Below are 22,646 nucleotides of genomic sequence, written 5' to 3'. Positions count from 1 at the left end.
AAATTGATATTGTTTAATTAGATTTAAACGTGAAATAATGTTTTCGTTATTGATCACACGCAATAGTGTAAAACGCTATTGCCATTTGCCTTATAGCTGGCAGCGCAACATACATTTACCTCGCAAAAACAATTTAGAATGAAGATATTAGGGATACAAGTGCTTAGAGGGCCAAATATTTGGTCAATAAACAGGAAAAAATTAATACAGATGCGCCTTGATCTGGAAGAGATGGAACAACTTCCCACCAATCTCATAGATGGCTTCCGCGAACGCATTGAGCTGCTCCTCCCTAGCCTGCAATCTCACCGCTGCTCAAAAGGACATCCCGGAGGTTTCCTCGAGAGAATCGAAGAAGGCACATGGATGGGTCATGTAATCGAACACATTGCCCTGGAAATTCAAACACTTGCCGGTATGGATACTGGTTTTGGCCGCACGCGCCAGACAAAAACCGACGGCATTTATAATGTTGTTTTCAGTTATCTGGAAGAAAAGGCCGGTGTATATGCTGCCGAAGCATCTGTTAAAATAGCCCAGGCACTCATCAGCAACCAGACATACGACCTTGAGTTTGACATCCAGCATCTGCGTGAATTGCGTGAGCAGGAACGCCTTGGTCCAAGTACGGGCTCTATTGTAGATGAGGCTATTGCGCGCGACATACCTTGGATCAGGTTAAATAAAAGTTCATTGGTACAACTCGGTTATGGTAAAAACCAGGTTCGTTTTCGCGCTACTATGACCGAACGCACTAACAGCATTGCCGTAGATATTGCCTGCAATAAGGACGAGACTAAGCGTTTACTGATCGATTCAGCAATCCCGGTAGCTAAAGGGGTAACCATTTCGGACGTAAACGACCTGGAATCCGCGATAAAAAGTGTAGGCTTTCCGCTGGTATTCAAACCTCTGGATGGAAATCATGGTAAAGGGGCAACCATCAACGTAAAAACTGCCGAAGCAGCTGCAGCAGCGTTTGACTACGCTAAACAATATTCTCGCAAAATTATCATCGAGCGCTTCATTACCGGATACGATTTCCGGATCCTGGTAATTGACAACAAGATGGTTGCCGCAGCATTGCGCGTACCTGCACACATCACCGGTAATGGTCAACTTACAGTGCAGCAACTTATCGACAAGGAAAATGAAGATCCACGAAGAGGATACGGTCATGAAAACGTATTAACAGAAATCACTGTCGATCGCGACACAATGGATCTGCTCGAGAAAAAAGAGTACACCCTGGAAACCATCGTGCCAAACGGAGAAGTGGTATATCTAAAATCTACCGCTAACCTCAGTACAGGCGGAACGTCTATTGATGTTACAGACCTGGTGCATCCGCAAAATGTATTTATCAGCGAACGGATCTCAAGAGTGATTGGCCTTGATATATGCGGTATAGACATTATGGCACCGAACCTAACACATCCACTATCAGAAAACGGTGGCGTAGTGCTGGAAGTTAACGCTGCTCCGGGATTCAGGATGCACCTTGCGCCAAGCGAGGGCTTACCAAGAAACGTAGCCGCTCCGGTAATTGATATGTTGTACCCTCCAGGTAAATCAGCAAGGATTCCAATTATTGCAGTAACGGGCACCAACGGTAAAACAACAACAACAAGGCTGATTGCACATATCGTAAAAAGCAACGGAACGCGGGTTGGTTATACCACTTCAGATGGTATCTACGTGCAGAATACCATGTTGATGCAAGGTGATACAACAGGCCCCGTGAGTACGGAATTTATATTGAGAGATCCTACCGTAGAATTTGCTGTCCTGGAAACTGCCCGCGGTGGCATCCTTCGTGCAGGCCTAGGATTTAACCGTTGTGATATTGGTGTGGTAACCAATATCCAGGAAGACCATTTGGGTATTGCTGACATCCATAATCTCGACGATCTTACCCGTGTTAAAGCGGTAATCATAGGCGCAGTAAAAAGAGATGGCTGGGCCGTCCTAAACGCAGATAACAAATATTGCATCCGGATTGCCTCAACTGCAGATTGCAAAGTCGCATACTTCAGTATGGACGAAAACAATCCTGTAATTGTTGAGCATTGCAAAAAAGGCGGTACTGCAGCAATTTATGAAAACGGTTACATCACCATTAAAAAAGGAGATTGGAAAATCAGGGTAGATAAAGTAACCCATATTCCACTGACTTTTGGTGGTAGTGTCGACTTCATGATCCAAAACGTACTCGCCGCTACGCTTGCTACCTTCCTTTACGGTTATAAAACAGAAGATATCCGCATGTCACTCGAAACATTTATTCCTTCTGCTGCACAAACACCAGGCAGGATGAATATTTTTAAGTTTAAAGAGTTCAAAGTACTGGTAGATTTCGCCCATAATCCAGATGGTTTCAATGGCATCAAGGCTTATCTTAAAACTGTTGAAGCAACGGAGCACGTTGGTGTAATCTCTGGTACTGGCGATAGGAGAGATGAAGATATCAAAGAAACAGCAAGAATTGCTGCACAGATGTTTGATAGAATTATCATCTGTCAGGAGAAATACCTTCGCGGTCGTACGCAACAGGAACTGATAGATCTGTTGCTAGCAGGTATCCACGAAGTGAAGCCAAATATGGAAATCATCATCAACAACAACGGTGAAGATTGCCTGCGTTATATTATGGCTACGGTTAAACCTGATTCGTTCATCACAATTCTGAGCAATACAATAGACAATGCCATAGGAAAGGTATCCGAATATCTGGATAAGGAATTTGGCGTATAAAAAAGAAGCCTGCAACACTTAGATGTTGCAGGCTTTAACATTTACTGCCTTATCTAATAAACACCAAACTTTTCATTATTTCTATAATCAGAGATTTTGCTTTTTCCTTTTCTCCGAGCACATAATCTACATCACCAAAGAATAGGTTTGGCGGATCGCTGTTATAGCAACTTAATTTGAAATGACCACTATTACGGTTTCTATAATGGACTAATAAAAATTTGTTTCCATTAAACAGCAAATATTCAGTAGTTCTATCGGGGTCGTAGTCCGACGGAGGAGATTTGTAATCAAATAAACGTTTCGTACTTGCGAGAATGTCATCTTTTCTTTCGCCTGATTTATTAAAAAGGCGAATTACTGTGTTATCTACTTTGAACGAATTCCTAAACATGGATTCAATAACAAAATGATATTCCTTTATGGTTTTTTCACGAAATGCTAAATCTTCATATATCAAATAATTATTAGGAAGAGTAACGACCACGTTTGTGTCAACGATAATCTTCTGTTGTGCAAAGGCGATTATGCTGGACATAATTAGGCAAAAAGAAATCAGATAATTTTTCATTGATTATACTTTTTTAATATGAACAATTTAGCTGTCTATAACCGGGAATACCATTTGATATTCTTCCAATCAAGAGGGCAAAATTCAAGCTTCCTCCAGGGCGCTGAATACAAATTCAGCACTCCATTATGCGTATATACTGGTCCATTATGGCTGCTTAGTACGAAATGGATTGGCTACCATCTGCGTTACATTTGCAGAGTACCACAATTGCAATAACTTAATTTCTTCAGACTTCAACTCTGACAATTTTAATTCACTTTCTTTTTTTCATGATCCGATAATAACGAACAAGGAAAGAAAAAGTAGAATAACCGGACCTTTTTGAGAGTGCATTTTTAATTCATTATTAGTTACTAATGTTCAATAGTATAAATTGAAAACAAATAAAATAAAAAAATTACGTGAAACGCAGTTATTGTTGTGCGAAATTGGAACACTTAACAAATTTAACATTAAGGCATAAAAAAGCCCGGTAAGCAAAAACTTACCGGGCTCTATATCTGCCTAAATTAGTTAGGCTTGTGCATCTCTTAAAGCTTTGATCTCATCATGAGAAGCTCTAAGTTGTGCTTTTTGTTCTGTGATTAATTCACGTAAGTTTGCAGAAAGATCATCTTCTTCCAAAGCAGATTTGTATGCTTTTTGAGCTGCATCTTCGCCGGCTTCGCAGTTGTTTAAAACAGTTTTACGATCGTGGCCTGTAAAAACAGCTTTAACGTCCATCCATGCGCGGTAGATCTTACCTGAATTTGTAGTACCCTCAGCTACATCCTGACCTAAAACTTCCACTTCGGTTGCCAAAGCCAATTTCAACTTATGACTTTCGCCGATCATTTTCACAAACAGCGCTTTTAAATCACCGTCTTCTGCTTTTAATTCTTCAATAGCTTTTGTATACCCTTCAATTCTGTCATTATTGATTTGAACAAGGTCGTTTAATGTTTCTGTGTTTACTGTTGATGTTGACATTTTTTATAGATTTTGATGTACTTGAACAACAGGGAGCTCTAAAAAATGTTTTATATTTTCTATACCTCTTTAAAATCAACGACTAAACTCGGCAATCAACTGCTTACTTCTGACCTCTATTTCCAATAGTACAGGCTCAAAAAGGGCATTGTCAAAATAAGGGTCCCTTACCTCTTGTTCCTCATTCAGAAACAACTTTACCTTACGCCGTTGCTCATCATTTTTTGCAAGTTTCAAAACATCTCGAAGATTGTTCTTATCCATAACCAGGATATGGTCAAAGGCATCAAACATCCGGGCACTAAATTGTTGCGCACGCTGAGCTGAAATATCATAACCATAGTTTGCCGCCATGGCAATGCCCCGTCTATCTGGTGGATGGCCAACATGCCAGTCGCCAGTACCCGCCGAAGCCACTTCCCAGTCCAAACCTGCAGCATTTACCTGAACGCGGAATATACCTTCCGCCAATGGCGAACGACAAATATTGCCCAGACAAACCATTAACACCTTCATATATTATTTGTAAATAGCGTTAATTAAAGCAGCCAAACGCACACCGCCCTTAGCAAGCTGTGTGTATAATGCATCAGCATAATCAAAATTATACCTGTAGCTCAATTTATCATCAGCCTTAGTGGTTGCATAAATCTTGTTACAGAGCATGTAAGACTCATAAACATCCTGCTTTAAAGATGCCGCACGCCACTCAGTCAATTGTGCCGCTGTCGGATGATTTACCGCTGCCGCAAACTCAGTGTAACTCAGTTGTTGATAGTCTACCAGCTGCTCGTCCCAAACACGGTGCAGATTGGACTTCTGGCCAAACCAGGTCACCGTAACTTTATTACCACCAAGATCATCTTTACGCGCCGTGTGCATCGGCTGATGCAAATCGCCCATCAGATGCACCAACAAACGCATAGCCATCTTCTTTTCAGCAGCAGTGCTTTTCGAGCTTTTCAGCGTAGCCACCATTTCAGGAATCTTATTGTAGATATTAGCTGTTTTCTCCGTCTCCAGGAAATTGAATACACCTTTCTGATCCAGGCCTTCTGGCAAATTCACATAATGCCATGAGCTCAGGTAATTAAACGCTGTGTCTGACTTGATAAAATCAGGCCAGTTAGCACTCATAGCTAATGTTTCGCTCCCAAGCACAGACTGCACACCTTTACGCGCTTTGGCAGTAAGGTAATAGTCAGCAACCTGACCAACAACTCTGTGGCCAATAATGCCCCAGGCCGATGCCTGAAGCGGTACATAGAACAATCCTATAGCAAGCAGGCTGATCTTTATTTTTTTAAGCATATTCATCTTATAATGATTTAGGCGTACAAATAATTTTTTCTTTTAACACCAGCGCACATTCACGCTGATCATTGGTTGACTCCAGCAACAACTTTTCCGCTGTTTTAGAACGCACATAGAAGGTTTTCAGATACCTGCCGATCTGATAACAACCAGACACTTTCTGTTTATAATTCGCCTTGGTATATGTGCCCTCCAAAAACAAGCTATCATGTCTCACTTCGTACACGCCTTTGGCATATTCCTTCCAAACCCCTTTATTGAAACAGGAATCTGCATAGTAATTTACTTTTGAATGCGTAACAAGCTCCACATAAAACGAGTCGCAGGTAAACTTAAACTTATGCTGGGTATAGTTCAGCAACTGTGCTGAATTGGCAACACTGTCTTCATTCCAGAGTCCCTGCATAAACACTTCACCCTTGCCCTGTACGTTGGGCAAAGGTTTGCAGGCCGCAGCAATACCGATCAGGAATAACAGACAGGCAACATACTTAAACCTAAAAAGTCTTTTTATCATTCCTATTTCAGGCTACCAACCATATCTTCTGGTTTCACCCATTCATTAAACTGTGCGCTGGTTAATAAACCAAGCTCAACTGCCGCATCACGCAATGTCTTGTTTTCTTTATGCGCCTTTTTAGCAATCTTAGCTGCGTTTTCATAACCTAAGTGCGGGTTCAATGCGGTAACCAACATCAATGAGTTCTCGAGGTGTTTTTTGATCTCCGGCAGATTTGGCAAAATACCTACTGCACAGTTATCAGTAAATGATACGCAGGCGTCACCGATCAAACGACCAGATTGCAATACGTTTGCTGCAATTACAGGCTTGAATACATTCAGTTCAAAATGACCATTGCTACCACCAATACCCACAGTAACATCATTTCCCATTACCTGTGCACAAACCATCGTTAAAGCTTCTGGCTGAGTAGGGTTTACTTTTCCTGGCATAATAGATGATCCCGGTTCATTATCAGGAATGATGATCTCGCCGATACCTGAACGTGGGCCAGAGCTCAACATCCTGATATCATTGGCAACTTTCATCAATGAAACCGCAACACGTCTGTAAGCTCCAGATAATTCTACCATGGCATCATGTGCCGCAAGTGCTTCAAATTTATTAGGCGCCGTTACAAAAGGCAAACCTGTTAGCTCAGCAATTTTAGCTGCAACAAGTACGTCATATCCTTTCGGAGTATTCAATCCGGTACCTACTGCCGTTCCACCGAGCGCAAGCTCAGCGATCATTACCAGGGCATTCTTTACCGCACGAATCCCATTATCGATCATCTGCACATATCCGGAAAACTCCTGACCTAATGTGAGCGGCGTTGCATCCATAAAATGCGTACGTCCTGTTTTTACGATTTCGCTAAACTCTTTTGCTTTTGCATCCAACGTGTCTCTCAACTTCTGTAGTCCAGGTAAGGTAACTTCGTTAGCTTGCTTATAAGCTGCAATGTGCATTGCCGTTGGATACGTGTCGTTAGACGATTGTGACTTATTTACATCATCGTTCGGATGTAATACTTTTTTCTCATCTTCCAGCGCTCCGCCATTCATCACGTGCGCACGGTAAGCAATCACCTCGTTCGCATTCATGTTACTTTGCGTGCCCGAACCTGTTTGCCAGATTACCAATGGAAACTGCTCGTCCAACTGTCCGGCAATAATTTCATCACAGGCCTTTGCAATCAGCTCCGCTTTATCTTGTGTCAATACACCAAGTTCAGCATTAGCCAAAGCTGCTGCTTTTTTCAAATACCCAAAGGCATGTATAATTTCTTTAGGCATCGATGCCTCAGGTCCAATCTTAAAGTTATTACGTGAACGCTCAGTTTGTGCACCCCAATATTTATCTGCAGGCACCTGCACTTCACCCATGGTATCATGTTCAGTTCTAAAGCTCATAGTTCTTATATGTTTGCAACAAATTTAAGGTATAATCTTCATAGAAAAAGCTGTTCCTTATCATAATGTTTAAAACTCTTTTACGTTTAAAGGAGTAATATTTCTTAATTTTCGGGCTTTTATAGACAGAACACACCTATCCATGATATATCGTAACTTTTTTGTGGTGGCTTCCATGGTCACCTTTCTTTTTGCTGCCTGTACCAATGCCAATAACAAAAAAATCGCCGACCCAAAAGTAAGAACCGTAAATGATGATAAGGCCGATAGCCTTATGCTCGTGTATAATCCCGAAAAAGGAGATAAATTCATTGCCAACTTTGTAGATAACTTACATAAAAAATTTGGATTTAATGGCAATATGCTGGTCGCAAAAGACGGCAAAATCATTTATCAAAAAGCAATCGGCTGGGCGGATTACCTGCACCGCGACAGCCTGAAAATCGATTCAGAGTTTGAGCTCGCCTCAGTAACAAAAACATTTACAGGCGTTGCTATTATGCAGCTCATCGAACAAAAGAAATTATCTCTGGATGACAACGTTAAAAAGTTCTTTCCTGATTTCCCTTATGACGGTATTACCGTAAGGCTACTCCTGTCACACCGCAGTGGTATGATGAACTACGTATACTTTACTGACGGCATCTGGAAAGAAAAGAAAAAGCCAATGAGCAATATGGACGTGATGCGACTTATTGCAGAATATAAACCTGCCAGATATGCTGCACCAGATACCCGCTTCCACTACAATAACTCCAACTTCATGGTACTTGGTGCGATCATTGAGAAAATAACCGGCAAGCCGTATTCAGATTACATGATGACCAATGTTTTCAAACCTGCCGGGATGAAACATACTCACGTATATTCTACCACTGTATATCCTAAAATCCCTGTTGATGTGGTGGGTCACGACCGTACCTGGAGATATTCTGTAGTACAGAACTTCCTTGATGGCCCTGTGGGTGACAAGGGAATCTACAGTACAATACATGACCTTGTACTCTATGATAATGCATTAAGAAAAGGTCGCCTTTTAAAACAAGCTAGCCTGGACTCTGCATATGTTGGCAGAAACAAAGCCATTAATGGGCACTTCAACTACGGATACGGATGGAGGATCTTTGATGGCGAAAACGGCCGTAAAGTTGTTTACCACACCGGATGGTGGCATGGATTCAGACACATCTATGTACGTGATCTGGATAAAAATATCGTTGTGGTTTTTCTCGGCAACTTAACCAATGGAAGCCTTGTGCATCTGGACGATTTATTTAAATACCTGAAGATGCCGGTTATCCGCAAGGGTGCCTACTCAGGCAACGGATCCTTACCTGGAAGCGATGAAGATTAAGAGATTTTATCAAAGCTGATTCCCTGGTTTTTTCTCCTGAGAAAGGCACTTAACAAGCTATTTCTTGGCAACTCAAGCATGGGGTCTTCTTCGAAGATATCCTTAACCATGTTGCGTGCTTCCTGTAGGATTACCTGATCTTTAACCAGGTCTGCGAGCTTTAAGTCTAGCACACCACTTTGCTGTGTACCGGCAAGATCACCCGGCCCCCGCAATTGCAGGTCAATCTCAGAGATCTCAAAACCATTAGTAGTTTTTACCATGGTATCCAGCCTAAGCTTACCTTCTTTACTCAACTTCTGACCAGACATCAGGATACAGAAAGACTGTTCTGCACCCCGCCCTACTCGCCCACGTAATTGATGTAATTGTGATAACCCGAAACGCTCCGCATTCTCGATAACCATCACAGATGCATTGGGCACATTCACCCCAACTTCAATCACCGTTGTTGCAACCATAATCTGACTTTCGCCCTTTATGAACCGCTGCATCTCGAATTGCTTGTCTACATTCGGCATCTGTCCATGCACAATGCTGATCTGAAAATCGGGCAAAGGAAACTGGTAACGCATTTGTTCAATCCCTGCTTCCAAATGTAACAGATCCAGTTTCTCACTCTCCTTGATCAGCGGGTAAACAATATAAACCTGGCGGCCTTTACTGATCTCTTCTTTCATAAAACCAAACATCCGCATACGCTGCCCCTCAAAAAGATGTTTTGTAACAATCGGCTTCCGACCAACGGGCAGCTCGTCAATCATCGATACATCCAGGTCGCCATAAACGGTCATTGCCAGAGTTCTTGGAATGGGGGTTGCCGTCATTACAAGGATATGTGGGGGAATTGTGTTTTTACGCCACAACTTGGCCCTTTGTTCTACACCAAAGCGGTGCTGCTCGTCAATAACTACCAGACCCAGGTTTTTGAATTTCACCTTATCTTCAATTAGCGCATGGGTACCTACGAGAATATCAATGCTGCCATCTTCTAAGCCAGCATGTAGGGCTTCACGTTTCTTTTTCGGTGTGCTGCCGGTTAGTATATCAACCTTTACCAATTGATCACCCAACAACTCCACCAGCGAAGCATAATGTTGTCGCGCCAGGATTTCTGTTGGCGCCATCATACAAGCCTGGTATCCGTTGTCGTTTGACAAAAGCATACTCATCAGTGCGACAACGGTCTTGCCACTCCCAACATCCCCCTGTACCAACCGGTTCATCTGGATGCCTCTTTGAGTATCCATCCGTATTTCCTTGATCACACGCTTCTGTGCATTCGTTAATGCGAAGGGAAGGATATCTTTATAAAAAGTATTTACACGCGCTCCTACAGAGTTAAACAGCACTCCTTTGAACTTTAATGTACGCACTTGTTTACTGTTCAGCAACATCAGCTGAATAAAGAACAACTCCTCAAATTTCAACCGCCGCTCCGCATGTTGAAGCGCTGATGGATTGTCGGGAAAATGAATGTTTAACAGTGCTTCGCGCCTGCCCGCCAGCCTGTATTTCTCAAGGATATATGCTGGTAAAGTTTCGGGAACCTCACGCAGGTGTGTCTCAATCAGCAACCGCTGCAGCTTCTGAATTCCTTTACTATCTAAGAACCTTTTTTTAAGCTTCTCAGTCGAATTATAAATCGGTTGCAATGTTAGGTTTCCTGTTACCGTTGCCGGTCGCGGATAATTCTCCAGATCAGGATGGGAAATACTAAAAGTATTGTTAAAAAGCGTTGGCTTACCGAAGGCGATGTAAACTTTCCCGCGTTGTACGTTGTCGTCTACCCACTTCAGGCTCTGAAACCAGACTAGTTCGATAGTGCCGGTTTCATCGGTAAACTTAGCTACAATCCGCTTCTTATGCTTCTCGCCGATTGTTTCCTTGCCGGTAATCCGACCTACCAACTGCACCAGCGGCAGGTCGGGATTTAGTTCATTAATCTTATAGAACCGTGTCCTGTCAATGTACCGGAACGGATAGAACGTCAGCATATCTCCGTAGGTACTGATACCTAATTCTTTCTTAAGCAGATCGGCCCTACTCGCGCCAACACCTTTAAGAAATTCTATCGGAGCATCTAACGTTGCTGTATACAAAATATATTATGGGATATTACGCTTTATAAGCAGTACCAGAAATTTCTACATTTACCCCTTTTGGCAGCCCCTTAACAGCCACAGTTTCTCTGGCAGGGAAATCAGCAGTAAAATAGGAGCCATAAATCTCATTCACCTCAGCAAAAAGAGACATATCAGAAAGGAAGATCGTAACTTTTAACAAATGCTCAAAGCCGTAGCCTGCTTCAAGTAACACCGCATTAAGATTGCGCATCACCTGGTGTGTCTCTTCCTGTAATGATGTTTGATTGAGCTCGCCAGTGGCCGGGTTAATCGCTACCTGACCGGAAAGGAACAAGAAACCATTTGCTGCTACAGCCTGACTGTATGGACCGATTGGCGCCGGTGCATTTGGGGTATTGATGATTTTTTTCATGTTAAGTATAAATTGATAAGCTTCCAGATGATACCTCCCAAAAAGATAAGAATAGCCAGGGCATTGATAAAATGCATAATCCTGATATTGATATTATCAGGACGCTGAGGATCTTTCTTTCTGAAAAAGTACATGAACAAATATAGAGATAATTATGCTTTACCCCGGACGAGAGCTTCGGTTACTGAAAAAAAGGCACAAAAAAAACGGGCTCCGTTAAGGAACCCGCTTTTCTATACTGTTAAAGTTAGACTAGTTTCTAGCTGACTCAACACGACGGTTTTGGATACGACCTTCTTCAGTATCGTTAGAAGCAATTGGATTAGCTTCACCATAACCTTTAGTTGATACCGCGCTAGCGCCAACTCCAGAGTTAACTAAATAAGTTTTAACTGAATTTGCTCTGTCTTTAGACAATTTCATATTGTATGCAGCAGTACCTTCGCTTGAAGCGTAACCTTTAAGGGCTACTTTACCACCGTTTTCACGCAATGTTGAAGACAATTTGTCTAAGATTGGATAAGACTCAGTTTTTAATACTGAACTGTTGAATTCGAATTGGATAGGCTCCCATCCAGTTACAGTGCTTACTGGAGTTGTTGCAGTAGCTGCTTCCATTTTAGGAAGTGGACATCCTGAACCATCAACTGCAGTACCTGCTGGAGTACCTTGACATTTGTCAAACAAATCAGCAACACCATCACCGTCTGAATCACGTTTCAAATCTTCAACAGATTTTTCTACGTTAGAAACACGGTTTTTCAATGCTTCAACTTCTTGACGTAATGAAGGATCTTTCAATTCATCATACATTAAAGCTAAAGGATTAACCCACTCTAAATCTGGTTTAGATTTCGATCCAAGAGAGAACTCAAGACCAGCATATCCGTAAGAGAATTTATCTTTAGATTGTGGTTTTGCATAAACTCCGTCAAATTTATCGCCATCGATGAATTGCATAGTATAACCTAAGTTAAAAGCAACACGGTCAGAAACTTTAAATTTAACACCAGCACCAACTGGGATATATGCTTCTTTAACATAAGTTTTATCTCTGTTTGGTCCAGAAACATCTTTCCAATCAGATACTGAACCATCAGTAGCTGTAGTTTTTGGTGCATAAGCAATTAAACCATAACCTGCAGTAACGAAGAAGTTAACTGAGTTCTCACGACGTAAGAAATCTACAGTAGCAACGTTAACAACACCTCTAATGTCAGCAGCATAACCGATTTCAGTTTCGAAAGATCTAACTCCGAATTGAGTTCCGTTAGCAGCATCTTTGTTAGTTCCAGAAACTTTTCCACGGAAAATGTTACCTTCTAAGCCAAATGCATGACCTAATTGTTTTTTCAAAGATACACCGTAACCTAAGTTAACGTCTTGATTAGTGAAATCGTTAGTACCACCGATCACAAGGAAAGGAGACATAACACCTGCATTCACACCAATTGACCAGGTTCTGTACTGGCCTCTCCCGCCAAATACCTTGGCTGAAGATGTAGTCATAGTAGAATCTTGTGCATTAGCGAGAGTTGTAGCTCCCATTAGTGCGACAAAAGAAACTGCCAGACCCTTTTTTAAAGTAGAATAATTCATAATTTTCTTTTTTAAGGTTAAACAAATTTTAATTGTGTAATTTTTTTGTGTAGCAAAATTAAACAAATTTTTAAATTCTCAAAGAGGTATACAAACTCCGTTCCAAACTTGCACACTTCAACTTTTATGTGCCAATATAGCCTAGAAAAGGCCATTTTTGACTAAAAAAAATGAATAACATGAACAGGTAACCAAATTTGATTTGATTAATAATCGTTATTTCCACTTCGAAACGGCGTTTATTAGCCTGATTTCACAACTGGTATACAGCACAAGACACTACAAGTCCTCTTTTTAAGACAGAGTTATTAACAATTACTTCCAATTGTCAATAAACCTATAAATGTTGAAGTCCGCTGACTCTGCCGCCTCCGATATTTCGTGATGCAACCGCCTTTTGTCAAGATGGGCAGTCAGCTTATGCTGTATCAACCTGAATGCCTTGTCAGCCAGGAGATAGACCCGCCGCTTACCATCTGCATCCATGCCTTTCAACATCCAGTTATACACTGCATCCATGCCCTCGTACTTATCTGCAACAGTCTTAAACACCGGAACCTGCTGGTGCTGCTGGAAAACCAGCTTCTTTAAGTTATTGGCAAACTGAGCAGCCCCGTCCCGATCGGCTTTGTTGACAATAAATGCCTGGGCTATTTCCATCAGTCCCGACTTGATGCTTTGTATCTCATCGCCAGATTCTGGAACCAGAACAACGGCAGTTTTATCAGCAAGTCCGGCAATCTCCAGCTCAGACTGTCCTACGCCAACGGTCTCAACCAGAATCAGATCAAAGCCAGCCGCCCTCAGCAGATCTACCATCTCAATAGTCTTTACAGAAATGCCGCCTAAGGCTCCACGAGTAGCCACAGAACGGATAAAAACACCTGGTTTGTTAAATTGCTGCGCCATTCTGATCCGGTCACCCAATAAGGAACCAAAGTTGAAAGGTGACGTTGGATCCACTGCCAGAATGGCAACCCGCTTCCCCTCTGCCACCGCCAGGTTGGTAATGGCATTCACCAGCGTACTTTTTCCAGCTCCGGGAGGTCCCGTTACTCCAATCACAGGAATTTTATGATCCGGGTCAATGGCACGAAGCAACTCCGCAGAATATCGAAGGTCGTTCTCTACCAGCGTCAGTCCTCGTGCAAGGATTCTAAAGTCTCCGGCAGTAATTCCCTGAAGAAGTGCTTCAACGTTTTCCATCAATAAACATATCTTTGCTACAAAGAAATATAAATATATTTCAATTTTAACCCACTTAGCCAGATTACATGAAAATTGCAGGCTTTTCTTTTATCAGGAATGCTATTACCAATGATTACCCCATTGTAGAGGCCATCAACTCTATTTTGCCCATTTGTGATGAATTTGTAATCGCTGTAGGTAAGTCTGACGATGATACACTGGCGCTCATCAGAAACATCGGATCTTCAAAAATCAAGATTATCGAAACGGTTTGGGAAGATCAGCTGAGGGAAGGGGGAACTGTATTCGCTAAAGAGACTGACAAAGCTTTTCAGGCCATATCTGCAGATACAGACTGGGCTTTCTATATCCAGGGAGATGAATGTATCCACGAAAACGACCTGCCGCTGATCAAACAGGAAATGTCAACTACATTGCACAATGCTGCGATAGAAGGGCTCTTGCTTAAATATAACCATTTTTATGGCTCCTATGATTACCTGGCAGAATCCAGAAAATGGTACCGCAGGGAAATCAGGATCGTTAAACGAAAACTGAACATCAGTTCTTATAAAGATGCCCAGGGTTTTAGAATTGATGGCAGAAAGATTCATGTAAAATTGATCAACGCCTACGTAAATCACTACGGTTGGGTAAAACCGCCGAAAGGTTTGGTTGAAAAAGGACAAAACTTCACTACCTTTTATAACAAGGATTTTGTGAAAACCGAAGTTCCTGCAGATGTTACCTTTGATTATGGCAATGCCGACCAGCTTAAACATTTTAAAGGCACGCATCCTCAAGTAATGCAAAAAAGAATCGCCAAATTAAACTGGACTTTTGACAAGGACTTAACCAAAGCGAAAAGCACACATACATTTAGACAACAACTGTTGCAGAAAATTTTTGAATACACCGGAATCAGGATCGGAGAACACAAAAACTATATCCTCAAGGCAACATACAAATAAACATATGGAAGTTATACTAGACTGCGAACGGATGAAATATCCCTATACCGGCTTATTTGAATATTGCCAGCAACTCGGACTGGCCTTGCTCGAAACGAAAGGTAATACTGACCAGATCGACATTTACCTCCAAAAAAAAGACCAGCACTATTTTCCTGCGGACATCAAATTTCTAACACAGAAAAGCCTGCATAAGTTTGTATTCCCCAGTCTGCCCAAACAGGCGGATATCTGGCATGCAACACACCAAACATCCTGGTACATGCCGCCTTCAGGCAGAAAAATCAAACGTGTGCTCACCATTCATGATCTGAATTTCCTGTATGAGGATAAATCTGAAGCCAAAAGAGCAGCCTGGTTAAAAAAACACCAACGCAACATCGACCTTGCCGATCACCTTGTAGCAATTTCCGAATTTACGAAGAACGATGTATTGAAACATCTTAACGTGAACAAGCCGATCACTGTCATTTACAATGGCTGCAAAGTTGCCATCTTCCCAGACTACGAGAAGCCAACTTACCATCCTAAACAGCCTTTTCTATTTAGCATAGGTACTGTAAATGCAAAGAAGAATTTCCATGTCCTACCCTGCCTGATCAAAGATCAGCATCTGGAACTCATCATTGCCGGCAAAGCAGATGGTGATTACAGCAAAAATATCATGGATGAAGCAAGAAAATATGGCGTTGCTGATCAGGTAAAAATCCTTGGTGCCGTAAGCAATGAAGACAAGTACTGGTATTACAAAAATTGCCGTGCTTTTGTATTTCCATCAATAGCAGAAGGTTTCGGAATCCCTGTAATTGAAGCGATGACTTTCGGCAAACCTGTATTTCTATCAACGGCGACCTGCTTGCCCGAAATAGGCGGCAAACATGCCTGGTATTTCAATAGCTTTACAGCTGAAGCCATGCGTCAGGTATTTGCTGCCGGCATGGCCGAATACGAAGCTACAAACCCCACCGCGGCGATCATCGCCCACGCCAAAAAATTCAATTGGATAAATACCGCCCGGGAATACTGGAAAGTATATCAAAGTTTGGTCTAACAATATTGCTTTAAGCTGCTTTTAGTCCAGATTCACGGAATTCTGTAAGCATAAGCTGATAAATGATCACAAACCAGACAATGGCACAAGGCAATGCCTTCAACGAGTATATCCTGATAAAATAACGGACGTCTCTGGGAATTATATCTGTCGGCGAAAGACTGGTTACCAAAAAAGCAAAAACCAGCAGGGTAATTACCCATCCACGCTTGGGGGTTGGCTGACTTACAAACCAGATCGCAACACCAGCAAAGGCTATAATATAAGTTGGTGATTCTGATCCGCTGCTAAAAATCACTGTGAAGATCAAGGTAGAGGCCAGCATTAACAAGCGAAAACCTGGTGCTTTATATTGATTTGTCCGGATATAAGGTAAAGCGAACAAAGTCAGGCCGGCAAGGAGCATCGGACCATTTGAAATCCCCGCATCTCCGCTAACTCGTCTGATGATCCCCATCAGCGAGATGTCCTGAAAGGAATCGAGCGTAGTATTACTTGCGTTTTTGGAAACCAACGACTCATACCAGTCGGCATAACACTGAACGATATAAGACGGAGAAGAGAAAAGCATCGGAAGGGCAAATAATACAGCAAAAGCGGCCAGTCCGACAAGTATAAAACGGCCTTTCTTTTCGGTAAAGAAAAAGAAGGCTAATCCAACGATGCCGTATAACTTCACCAAAGTACCCAGCGCAATAAAAAAAGCAGATTTAACATGTTCATTCCGCAGGGTGTACGAAAATATCAGCAGCAACATGCCCGCTAATGCTACATTGAACTGATAACTAAACAGCGAAGTTAACGCCTCATGCGCACAAATCCAGGCAATAACCACCCGTTTATTGTAACTGATTGGCAAACTAAAAACACCCCACAAAAGAACCAGCACATTGGCTATGTTCCATATACAAACACCAATAGCATCTGGCATCATGGCAAAAGGGGCGATAAGAATCGAAAACGTCGGCCCGTAATGATTGCAATCAAAATATGGATTCATAGGAGAATTCACAAATAATGGCTGCAGATTCACAACATGAACGTACACATACTTAAAAATCAGGTAATTATTATAGGAATGATGCAAGTATTGCTTCAGAGCCGCAACAAGGGCGAGTACAATATAAACCCCAATTACAACCTTACCCTTAGAAAAAAAGTTTTTGATCCCCTGTAATTTACTGCTTTCCAATTTGCCCATGATTTGGTGCAAAATAACGGTTTTTTTTGATTATAACTTCAGTCTTTTGCCCGCTCCGCTTAACGCTTAACTTAATAAAATTCTAAATATGTAGCTTTACAGATTAATACCCTTGCAGACTATGATTTCAGTTGTTATCGTTACATACAATGCCGTCGCCACACTTCAACAGTGCCTGGATAGCATTTATTCCCAGTCGAATCCCGACATCCGGATTCTGCTCATAGATGGGGAAAGTACTGATGGCACGCAAGAAATCATGCTTAAAAATAAAGCAAAACTCGCCTATGCAATAAGTGAACCTGATGCAGGAATCTATGACGCCATGAACAAAGCACTCGAACAGCTTAACACGCCATGGGTTTATTTTTTAGGGGCTGATGATACTTTATTGCCCGACTTTTCGACTTTCCTGCAGGTACTTGCGCAGCCTGATCTTATTTATTATGCCAATGTATTGTATAAAGGAGCCAAGCATTCAGGTGAAGTTAAACCTTACAGACAAGCCAAATCGGGTATTTTTCACCAATCAATTATTTATCCGTCAGCTGTATTCAAAAACTATAAGTATAACACCCGCTACCCGATCGCCGCAGATTATGCATTAAACATGCAACTTTATCACAATCCGAAATATACCTTTAAACATTATGATTATACGATTGCAAGGTATAACGACACAGGCATTTCAGCAGTTCGCAAGGATGCCAATTTCGAAGCAGACAAAAGTCAACTGATCCGTCATAATTTTGGACTCGCAATCTGGTTAAGGTATAAGTTCCGAATGGTTAAGTCTCAACTCTCAAAAAAGAATCAAGAATTTCTATGACAGATCCCGGAACCCTTTACGCTCACAAAATCAATACCATGAAAAAAAACTGCGCTGTAGTTATCCCTGTTTATAAAACCGAGTTATCAGAACTGGAAGCCATAGCTGTAGAACAGTGCAAAAGAATACTTTCTGCTGATTTTGATGTAATTGTTATCAAACCAGAAAACTTAGACCTGGAAAAAATACCCCTTTTAAGTTTTGCGACATCCAGTATATCCTTTGCAGACAGCTATTTTCAAAATGTCCAGCAATATAACAACCTGATGCTCTCTGCAGATTTTTACGGAAAATTCCTGGATTATGAATATATGCTCATCTATCAACTGGATGCCTTCGTATTTCAGAATACCCTTGCCTTTTGGTGTAAACAGAATTTCGATTATATCGGTGCGCCCTGGATCAGAGAAAAACCTTTTCCTACTTATTTTAAAACTTTAAAGGAGGCTATCCGAAGTTCCTGGCATAGAAGATTTAACCCAATTGGTAAAGACGGCGTACCTGATGCCGGTCGACAACTTAATTGGATGGTCGGAAACGGCGGCCTCTCTCTACGCAAAGTCGATATTTTCTATCAGGCTTGTCTGCGCGAAGTAAAACTCATCAGCCAATACATTGATCAGACCCATCCCCACTATAATGAAGATATCTTTTGGTGCATAGAAATGAACCGCAGGAAGAAAAAGATCAAGGTTCCAAATTACAAACAGGCGGTTTACTTTTCCATTGAAAAAGCCCCCGATCGTGCTTTTATGCTTACCCACAATACCCTTCCTTTTGGCTGCCATGCATGGGATAAAAATATTGAATTCTGGAAGCCCTACTTCAAACAGCAAGGCTACATTCTTTAACTCGGCTACAGCAATCGGAATGTCCATTACCGGTAAGTCTGAAAATGTGTAACTTTGCCAGCTAAGTTATTTTAATGAAAACCTATTTCAGATTACTGTCCTTTGCAAAACCTATAGAAAAGTTTGCAATTCCTTATGTTATTGCAACTGTTCTTGCCGTTGGATTCGGAGCGTTAAACCTTACTTTGCTGTCGCCACTCTTCGAAACACTGATGCAATATCAAAAGCAGGCCCCCAACGGCGCCGCTGCTGCAGCGAAAAGTGTATTTGATATCACAGGAAAGTTCAGAGAATTTGTATCTCAGTCTTTTGCCACTAACGGCCCCGAAAAAACGCTCACCTATATCTGTATCATCATCGTGATCTCTGTGTTTTTATCTAATATATTCAGATACTTTTCACAGCGTTTTATGGAAGACCTCCGTGTACATACCTTATTGAATATGCGAAAAACTGTATTTAATAATGTGATGAATATGCATGTAGGATTTTTCAACACAGAGCGAAAAGGAGATATTATTTCCAAAGTATCGGCAGATGTGCAAACCGTCCAATTTACGGTAACCAATACACTTCAGGTCATATTTAAAGAACCCTTAACATTGATTTTCTATATTTTTATTCTTTTCTCCATATCCCTGAAGCTAACCCTCTTCTCCCTAATGGTGATCCCGGTATCGGGGTTTATCATCAGTAAAATCGTAAAAAGGTTAAAGCAACAAGCCAAAGAATCCCATGAATCTTTTGCTAAAATGATCGGATTTCTGGACGAAGCGCTGAGCGGGATTAAAATTATTAAAGCATTTAACGCAACAGAGCGTATCAAAAATAAGTTCAACGAAGAGAACGTACGCTATTCCAACATCAACCGGAAAATGATCAGAAGGCAGCAGTTGGGTTCACCTGTTTCTGAATTCCTGGGTATCATGATGGTATCTTCCATTGTCTGGTATGGCGGATCATTAATCCTGAGTCAGCAACCCGGAGCACTTACCGCCGGACAGTTTATAACTTATATTGCTGTCTTTTCACAGGTGATGCGCCCGGCAAAAGCGATCACAGAGGCTTTCAGTGGCATCCATTCTGGCATCGCAGCCGGAGAGCGGGTACTTGAACTGATTGACACCAAGCCGGCATTGAGTGACGCCCCTGCTGCAGTTATGTTGAAACATTTTGACCAGTCACTCACCTTTGAACATGTTTCTTTCAGTTACGACTCCAAGTTGGTATTGGACGACATCAACCTGACCATAAAAAAAGGAGAAACCGTTGCCCTCGTGGGCCCGTCTGGTGGTGGTAAAAGTACCATTATGGATCTTATCCCGCGTTTCCATGATCCCAAATCAGGAAGCCTGAAAATAGACGGTATCGATTACAGAGACCTGATGACAGAAAGCATCCGCTCAGAAATGGGTACTGTAAATCAGGATTCCTTTTTATTTAATGATACCATCTTTAATAATATCGCTTTCGCGAAGCCTGAGGCAACCAAGGCTGAAGTAGAGGCAGCAGCAAAGATCGCCAATGCCCATGAGTTTATATTAAATCAGGAAAACGGATACGAAACATTTGTTGGCGACAGAGGTAACAGGCTCTCCGGCGGACAGCGTCAACGGATCTGTATCGCCCGTGCGGTATTGGCAAACCCGCCAATCATGCTACTCGATGAAGCAACCTCCGCTCTGGACACAGAATCAGAAAAACTGGTGCAGGAAGCACTCAATAATCTGATGAAAAACAGAACGTCCATCGTTATTGCGCACCGCCTTAGTACCATCCAGCATGCGGATAAAATTGTGGTAATTGATCAGGGTAAGATCAGGGAAACAGGAACACACCAGGAACTGCTGATACAAAACGGACTGTATAAACGTTTAATAGATATGCAGACCTTTCAGGATTAATATGACCTCCGCTGAACCGCTCATTTCTATTGCCCTTTGTACATTTAATGGTGCACTACATTTGAAAAAACAAATGGAGAGCCTCATTAATCAAAGTTATCGACCACTGGAAATTATTGTTGTGGACGATCGGTCAACGGACGACACCCTCAGTATCCTGCAGGAGTATGCCAAAACGCATAACTTCATTCATGTATTTGAGAACCAAATCAATTTAGGTTTTGTCAAGAACTTTGAAAAAGCGCTGACACTATGCACCGGGCAATATATTGCCATGAGCGATCAGGACGACATTTGGATGGAAGATAAGCTGGAAATTATGAGCAGACACATCGGAAATTATGACCTTGTTTACCATGATTCTGCATTTATCGATGAATATGACCAACTTATTGGCAACAGAAAAATGAGCGATCATTACCATGTCTATGATGGCGAAAGCAACCTTCCTTTCCTGATGGCAAACTGTATCGCCGGACATGCGATGCTCATTAAAAAAGACCTGCTCCAATTTGCTTTGCCTTTTAACAAGGCCTTTTACCACGATTGGTGGATTGCCTTTGTGGCCCTTACCGTAGGTAAGATTAAAGTACTTCCCGATGTACTCGTAAGATACAGACAACACGCAGATGGAATTACCGATTCGCTCGACAGGCAATCGAACAAGGTTGTTAATCCGAAAACCGAACTTTACGATTTGCGCTGGATTGCGCATTGCTTAACGTTCGACAACAAGAAAAACCCCGAAGAAATCACATACATATATAAAAACTTAAAAGCACATCAGGATGGAAAACGCGGATTCGGACTGTTCTTCTTCATGCTGAAGTACTATAACATCCTTTTTTATCTCACCGCTAAAGATAAGTCTCAGCTAAGCAGATTAAACAGGATCAGGAAATTTGCTTTTAAACAATAAAAACTATTATGAAAATCAGCTTTGTTTTACTTACCTGGAACCGGTATAAATTCCTTGAGAAATGCTTAGAGGCACTGATCCCCGCTATAGCACACCCTGAACATGCAGAAATTATTGTTATGGATAATGGGTCGACAGATAATACGCCAAATGTATTGGCCAGATATGCCAGCCAAAAAAATCTGAAAGTTGTTACCAGAAAGAAAAACTACGGACTGAATGCTTATAAAAAGTTGTTTGGAATGGCCAAGGGAGAATATGTGGTTATCGTAGATGATGATGTGCTCAGCTTCCCGAAAGGACTTGACGATATCTTTGTTGATTATATGAATGCCTTCCCCGATTATGGATTTATTGCGCTGAATGTGATTCAGGATAAATTTACAAAAGGCGCCAAACCTCCTCAGGAAAATTACACCGATGATGTTAGAGGAGATAAAATCATTGAAAAAGGCCCAACCGGAGGTTGGTGTGCTTGTTTCCGGAAAAAGCAATATAACAAAGTAAGACTCCGCTTTATCTTCACCAACCTGGATATGAAACAGAGTGAAGATGGACTCTTATCCCACCTCATGCTGCGCAGGTTGAAACTCAAATCAGGCTTAATCAAAAATGAGCTTTGTTTGCATGCCTGTGGTCCGCATTATGCAAAAGTATATGGACATATGGAACGGGAATTAGAAAAATACGAAAAATCAGGCCTGCAACATATTGTTGAGGAATATAAAAATTACACCGAAGAATAAGACTCC

At 41.7% G+C, this 22,646-nt stretch carries 21 protein-coding genes; 9 read left to right on the top strand and 12 right to left on the bottom strand.

The window, feature by feature from the left end; genetic code table 11:
- The first annotated feature begins 138 nt into the window (after positions 1-138).
- On the top strand, positions 139-2,754 hold the full coding sequence (gene cphA, locus CLV32_RS12315) for a cyanophycin synthetase (protein ID WP_133555945.1): 2,616 nt from the start codon (positions 139-141) through the stop codon (positions 2,752-2,754).
- A gap of 49 nt (positions 2,755-2,803) precedes the next feature.
- On the opposite strand, the gene CLV32_RS12310 is transcribed toward cphA, so the two are convergent.
- The 6 genes from CLV32_RS12310 to fumC form a co-directional block, all read right to left on the bottom strand.
- On the bottom strand, positions 2,804-3,325 hold the full coding sequence (locus tag CLV32_RS12310) for a hypothetical protein (protein WP_133555943.1): 522 nt from the start codon (positions 3,323-3,325) through the stop codon (positions 2,804-2,806).
- Positions 3,326-3,841: 516 nt separating this feature from the next.
- Positions 3,842-4,297 (bottom strand): PA2169 family four-helix-bundle protein, encoded by a 456-nt coding sequence (locus tag CLV32_RS12305; RefSeq protein ID WP_133555941.1) that lies wholly within the window; start codon positions 4,295-4,297, stop codon positions 3,842-3,844.
- 75 nt (positions 4,298-4,372) lie between these two features.
- Positions 4,373-4,813, bottom strand: a complete 441-nt coding sequence (locus CLV32_RS12300; RefSeq protein ID WP_133555939.1) for a low molecular weight protein-tyrosine-phosphatase — start codon at positions 4,811-4,813, stop codon at positions 4,373-4,375.
- Positions 4,814-4,816: 3 nt separating this feature from the next.
- Positions 4,817-5,614, bottom strand: coding sequence for a S1/P1 nuclease (locus tag CLV32_RS12295; RefSeq protein ID WP_133555937.1), 798 nt, complete (start codon positions 5,612-5,614; stop codon positions 4,817-4,819).
- A 1-nt stretch (position 5,615) separates the two neighbouring features.
- Positions 5,616-6,128: a fumarate hydratase gene (locus CLV32_RS12290; protein ID WP_133555935.1), complete on the bottom strand. Its 513-nt coding sequence runs from the start codon at positions 6,126-6,128 to the stop codon at positions 5,616-5,618.
- A 2-nt stretch (positions 6,129-6,130) separates the two neighbouring features.
- The gene (fumC, locus tag CLV32_RS12285; RefSeq protein ID WP_133555933.1) at positions 6,131-7,528 is read right to left on the bottom strand and encodes a class II fumarate hydratase; all 1,398 of its coding nucleotides are present in this window, start codon (positions 7,526-7,528) and stop codon (positions 6,131-6,133) included.
- Positions 7,529-7,670: 142 nt separating this feature from the next.
- On the opposite strand from fumC, the gene CLV32_RS12280 reads away from it, so the two are divergent.
- The gene (locus tag CLV32_RS12280) at positions 7,671-8,882 is read left to right on the top strand and encodes a serine hydrolase domain-containing protein (RefSeq protein ID WP_133555931.1); all 1,212 of its coding nucleotides are present in this window, start codon (positions 7,671-7,673) and stop codon (positions 8,880-8,882) included.
- Here CLV32_RS12280 and recG read toward each other — a convergent pair.
- The 5 genes from recG to meaB form a co-directional block, all read right to left on the bottom strand.
- Positions 8,879-10,984 (bottom strand): ATP-dependent DNA helicase RecG, encoded by a 2,106-nt coding sequence (recG, locus tag CLV32_RS12275; protein WP_133555930.1) that lies wholly within the window; start codon positions 10,982-10,984, stop codon positions 8,879-8,881. The two genes, CLV32_RS12280 and recG, sit on opposite strands and share 4 nt — an antisense overlap.
- Positions 10,985-11,000: 16 nt before the next feature.
- Positions 11,001-11,381 (bottom strand): RidA family protein, encoded by a 381-nt coding sequence (locus tag CLV32_RS12270; RefSeq protein WP_133555928.1) that lies wholly within the window; start codon positions 11,379-11,381, stop codon positions 11,001-11,003.
- Positions 11,378-11,515, bottom strand: a complete 138-nt coding sequence (locus CLV32_RS23435; RefSeq protein WP_317130250.1) for a DUF6728 family protein — start codon at positions 11,513-11,515, stop codon at positions 11,378-11,380. Before CLV32_RS23435 ends, CLV32_RS12270 begins: the two co-directional genes overlap by 4 nt.
- Positions 11,516-11,633: 118 nt before the next feature.
- Entirely contained in the window at positions 11,634-12,980 is a 1,347-nt protein-coding gene (locus tag CLV32_RS12265) for an OmpA family protein (protein WP_133557118.1), read from the bottom strand.
- A gap of 315 nt (positions 12,981-13,295) precedes the next feature.
- On the bottom strand, positions 13,296-14,186 hold the full coding sequence (gene meaB, locus CLV32_RS12260) for a methylmalonyl Co-A mutase-associated GTPase MeaB (RefSeq protein WP_133555927.1): 891 nt from the start codon (positions 14,184-14,186) through the stop codon (positions 13,296-13,298).
- Positions 14,187-14,254: 68 nt separating this feature from the next.
- Between meaB and CLV32_RS12255 the strand changes: the two genes are divergently transcribed.
- Both CLV32_RS12255 and CLV32_RS12250 read left to right on the top strand, forming a co-directional pair.
- Positions 14,255-15,139 (top strand): glycosyltransferase family protein, encoded by an 885-nt coding sequence (locus tag CLV32_RS12255; RefSeq protein ID WP_133555925.1) that lies wholly within the window; start codon positions 14,255-14,257, stop codon positions 15,137-15,139.
- Positions 15,140-15,143: 4 nt separating this feature from the next.
- Positions 15,144-16,190 carry a glycosyltransferase family 4 protein gene (locus tag CLV32_RS12250; protein ID WP_133555923.1) on the top strand — a complete coding sequence of 349 codons (1,047 nt, stop codon included), beginning with the start codon at positions 15,144-15,146 and terminating at the stop codon, positions 16,188-16,190.
- 10 nt (positions 16,191-16,200) lie between these two features.
- Here CLV32_RS12250 and CLV32_RS12245 read toward each other — a convergent pair whose 3' ends face one another.
- Positions 16,201-17,391, bottom strand: a complete 1,191-nt coding sequence (locus CLV32_RS12245; protein WP_133555921.1) for a glycosyltransferase family 87 protein — start codon at positions 17,389-17,391, stop codon at positions 16,201-16,203.
- A 121-nt stretch (positions 17,392-17,512) separates the two neighbouring features.
- Here CLV32_RS12245 and CLV32_RS12240 point away from each other — a divergent pair, with 121 nt between their 5' ends.
- The 5 genes from CLV32_RS12240 to CLV32_RS12220 all read left to right on the top strand — a co-directional run bounded on the left by CLV32_RS12240 (position 17,513) and on the right by CLV32_RS12220 (position 22,640).
- Entirely contained in the window at positions 17,513-18,220 is a 708-nt protein-coding gene (locus CLV32_RS12240) for a glycosyltransferase (protein WP_133555919.1), read from the top strand.
- A 38-nt stretch (positions 18,221-18,258) separates the two neighbouring features.
- Positions 18,259-19,071 (top strand): DUF5672 family protein, encoded by an 813-nt coding sequence (locus tag CLV32_RS12235; protein WP_133555917.1) that lies wholly within the window; start codon positions 18,259-18,261, stop codon positions 19,069-19,071.
- A gap of 74 nt (positions 19,072-19,145) precedes the next feature.
- Complete coding sequence (locus CLV32_RS12230; protein ID WP_133555915.1) at positions 19,146-20,975, top strand: ABC transporter ATP-binding protein; 1,830 nt, start codon at positions 19,146-19,148, stop codon at positions 20,973-20,975.
- 1 nt (position 20,976) lies between these two features.
- On the top strand, positions 20,977-21,894 hold the full coding sequence (locus CLV32_RS12225; protein ID WP_133555913.1) for a glycosyltransferase family 2 protein: 918 nt from the start codon (positions 20,977-20,979) through the stop codon (positions 21,892-21,894).
- 8 nt (positions 21,895-21,902) lie between these two features.
- Positions 21,903-22,640 carry a glycosyltransferase family 2 protein gene (locus CLV32_RS12220; protein ID WP_133555911.1) on the top strand — a complete coding sequence of 246 codons (738 nt, stop codon included), beginning with the start codon at positions 21,903-21,905 and terminating at the stop codon, positions 22,638-22,640.
- The last annotated feature ends 6 nt before the right edge of the window (positions 22,641-22,646 follow it).

The organism is Pedobacter duraquae (assembly GCF_004362245.1).
GTDB classification, from domain to species: Bacteria; Bacteroidota; Bacteroidia; order Sphingobacteriales; family Sphingobacteriaceae; genus Pedobacter; species Pedobacter duraquae.
Note: the sequence above shows the minus strand (reverse complement) of the source record. Positions and strands in the feature narration are given on the sequence as shown.

Coding starts and splice junctions, on each gene's coding strand:
- CLV32_RS12310 (WP_133555943.1), bottom strand. CDS start 3,325: ATGAAAAATTATCTGATTTCTTTTTGCCTAATTATGTCCAGCATAATC.
- CLV32_RS12265 (WP_133557118.1), bottom strand. CDS start 12,980: ATGAATTATTCTACTTTAAAAAAGGGTCTGGCAGTTTCTTTTGTCGCA.
- fumC (WP_133555933.1), bottom strand. CDS start 7,528: ATGAGCTTTAGAACTGAACATGATACCATGGGTGAAGTGCAGGTGCCT.
- CLV32_RS12305 (WP_133555941.1), bottom strand. CDS start 4,297: ATGTCAACATCAACAGTAAACACAGAAACATTAAACGACCTTGTTCAA.
- CLV32_RS12225 (WP_133555913.1), top strand. CDS start 20,977: ATGACCTCCGCTGAACCGCTCATTTCTATTGCCCTTTGTACATTTAAT.
- CLV32_RS12280 (WP_133555931.1), top strand. CDS start 7,671: ATGATATATCGTAACTTTTTTGTGGTGGCTTCCATGGTCACCTTTCTT.
- CLV32_RS12290 (WP_133555935.1), bottom strand. CDS start 6,128: ATGATAAAAAGACTTTTTAGGTTTAAGTATGTTGCCTGTCTGTTATTC.
- meaB (WP_133555927.1), bottom strand. CDS start 14,186: ATGGAAAACGTTGAAGCACTTCTTCAGGGAATTACTGCCGGAGACTTT.
- cphA (WP_133555945.1), top strand. CDS start 139: ATGAAGATATTAGGGATACAAGTGCTTAGAGGGCCAAATATTTGGTCA.
- CLV32_RS12220 (WP_133555911.1), top strand. CDS start 21,903: ATGAAAATCAGCTTTGTTTTACTTACCTGGAACCGGTATAAATTCCTT.
- CLV32_RS12240 (WP_133555919.1), top strand. CDS start 17,513: ATGATTTCAGTTGTTATCGTTACATACAATGCCGTCGCCACACTTCAA.
- CLV32_RS12250 (WP_133555923.1), top strand. CDS start 15,144: ATGGAAGTTATACTAGACTGCGAACGGATGAAATATCCCTATACCGGC.
- CLV32_RS12245 (WP_133555921.1), bottom strand. CDS start 17,391: ATGGGCAAATTGGAAAGCAGTAAATTACAGGGGATCAAAAACTTTTTT.
- CLV32_RS12295 (WP_133555937.1), bottom strand. CDS start 5,614: ATGAATATGCTTAAAAAAATAAAGATCAGCCTGCTTGCTATAGGATTG.
- CLV32_RS12300 (WP_133555939.1), bottom strand. CDS start 4,813: ATGAAGGTGTTAATGGTTTGTCTGGGCAATATTTGTCGTTCGCCATTG.
- CLV32_RS12230 (WP_133555915.1), top strand. CDS start 19,146: ATGAAAACCTATTTCAGATTACTGTCCTTTGCAAAACCTATAGAAAAG.
- CLV32_RS12255 (WP_133555925.1), top strand. CDS start 14,255: ATGAAAATTGCAGGCTTTTCTTTTATCAGGAATGCTATTACCAATGAT.
- CLV32_RS23435 (WP_317130250.1), bottom strand. CDS start 11,515: ATGTACTTTTTCAGAAAGAAAGATCCTCAGCGTCCTGATAATATCAAT.
- CLV32_RS12235 (WP_133555917.1), top strand. CDS start 18,259: ATGAAAAAAAACTGCGCTGTAGTTATCCCTGTTTATAAAACCGAGTTA.
- CLV32_RS12270 (WP_133555928.1), bottom strand. CDS start 11,381: ATGAAAAAAATCATCAATACCCCAAATGCACCGGCGCCAATCGGTCCA.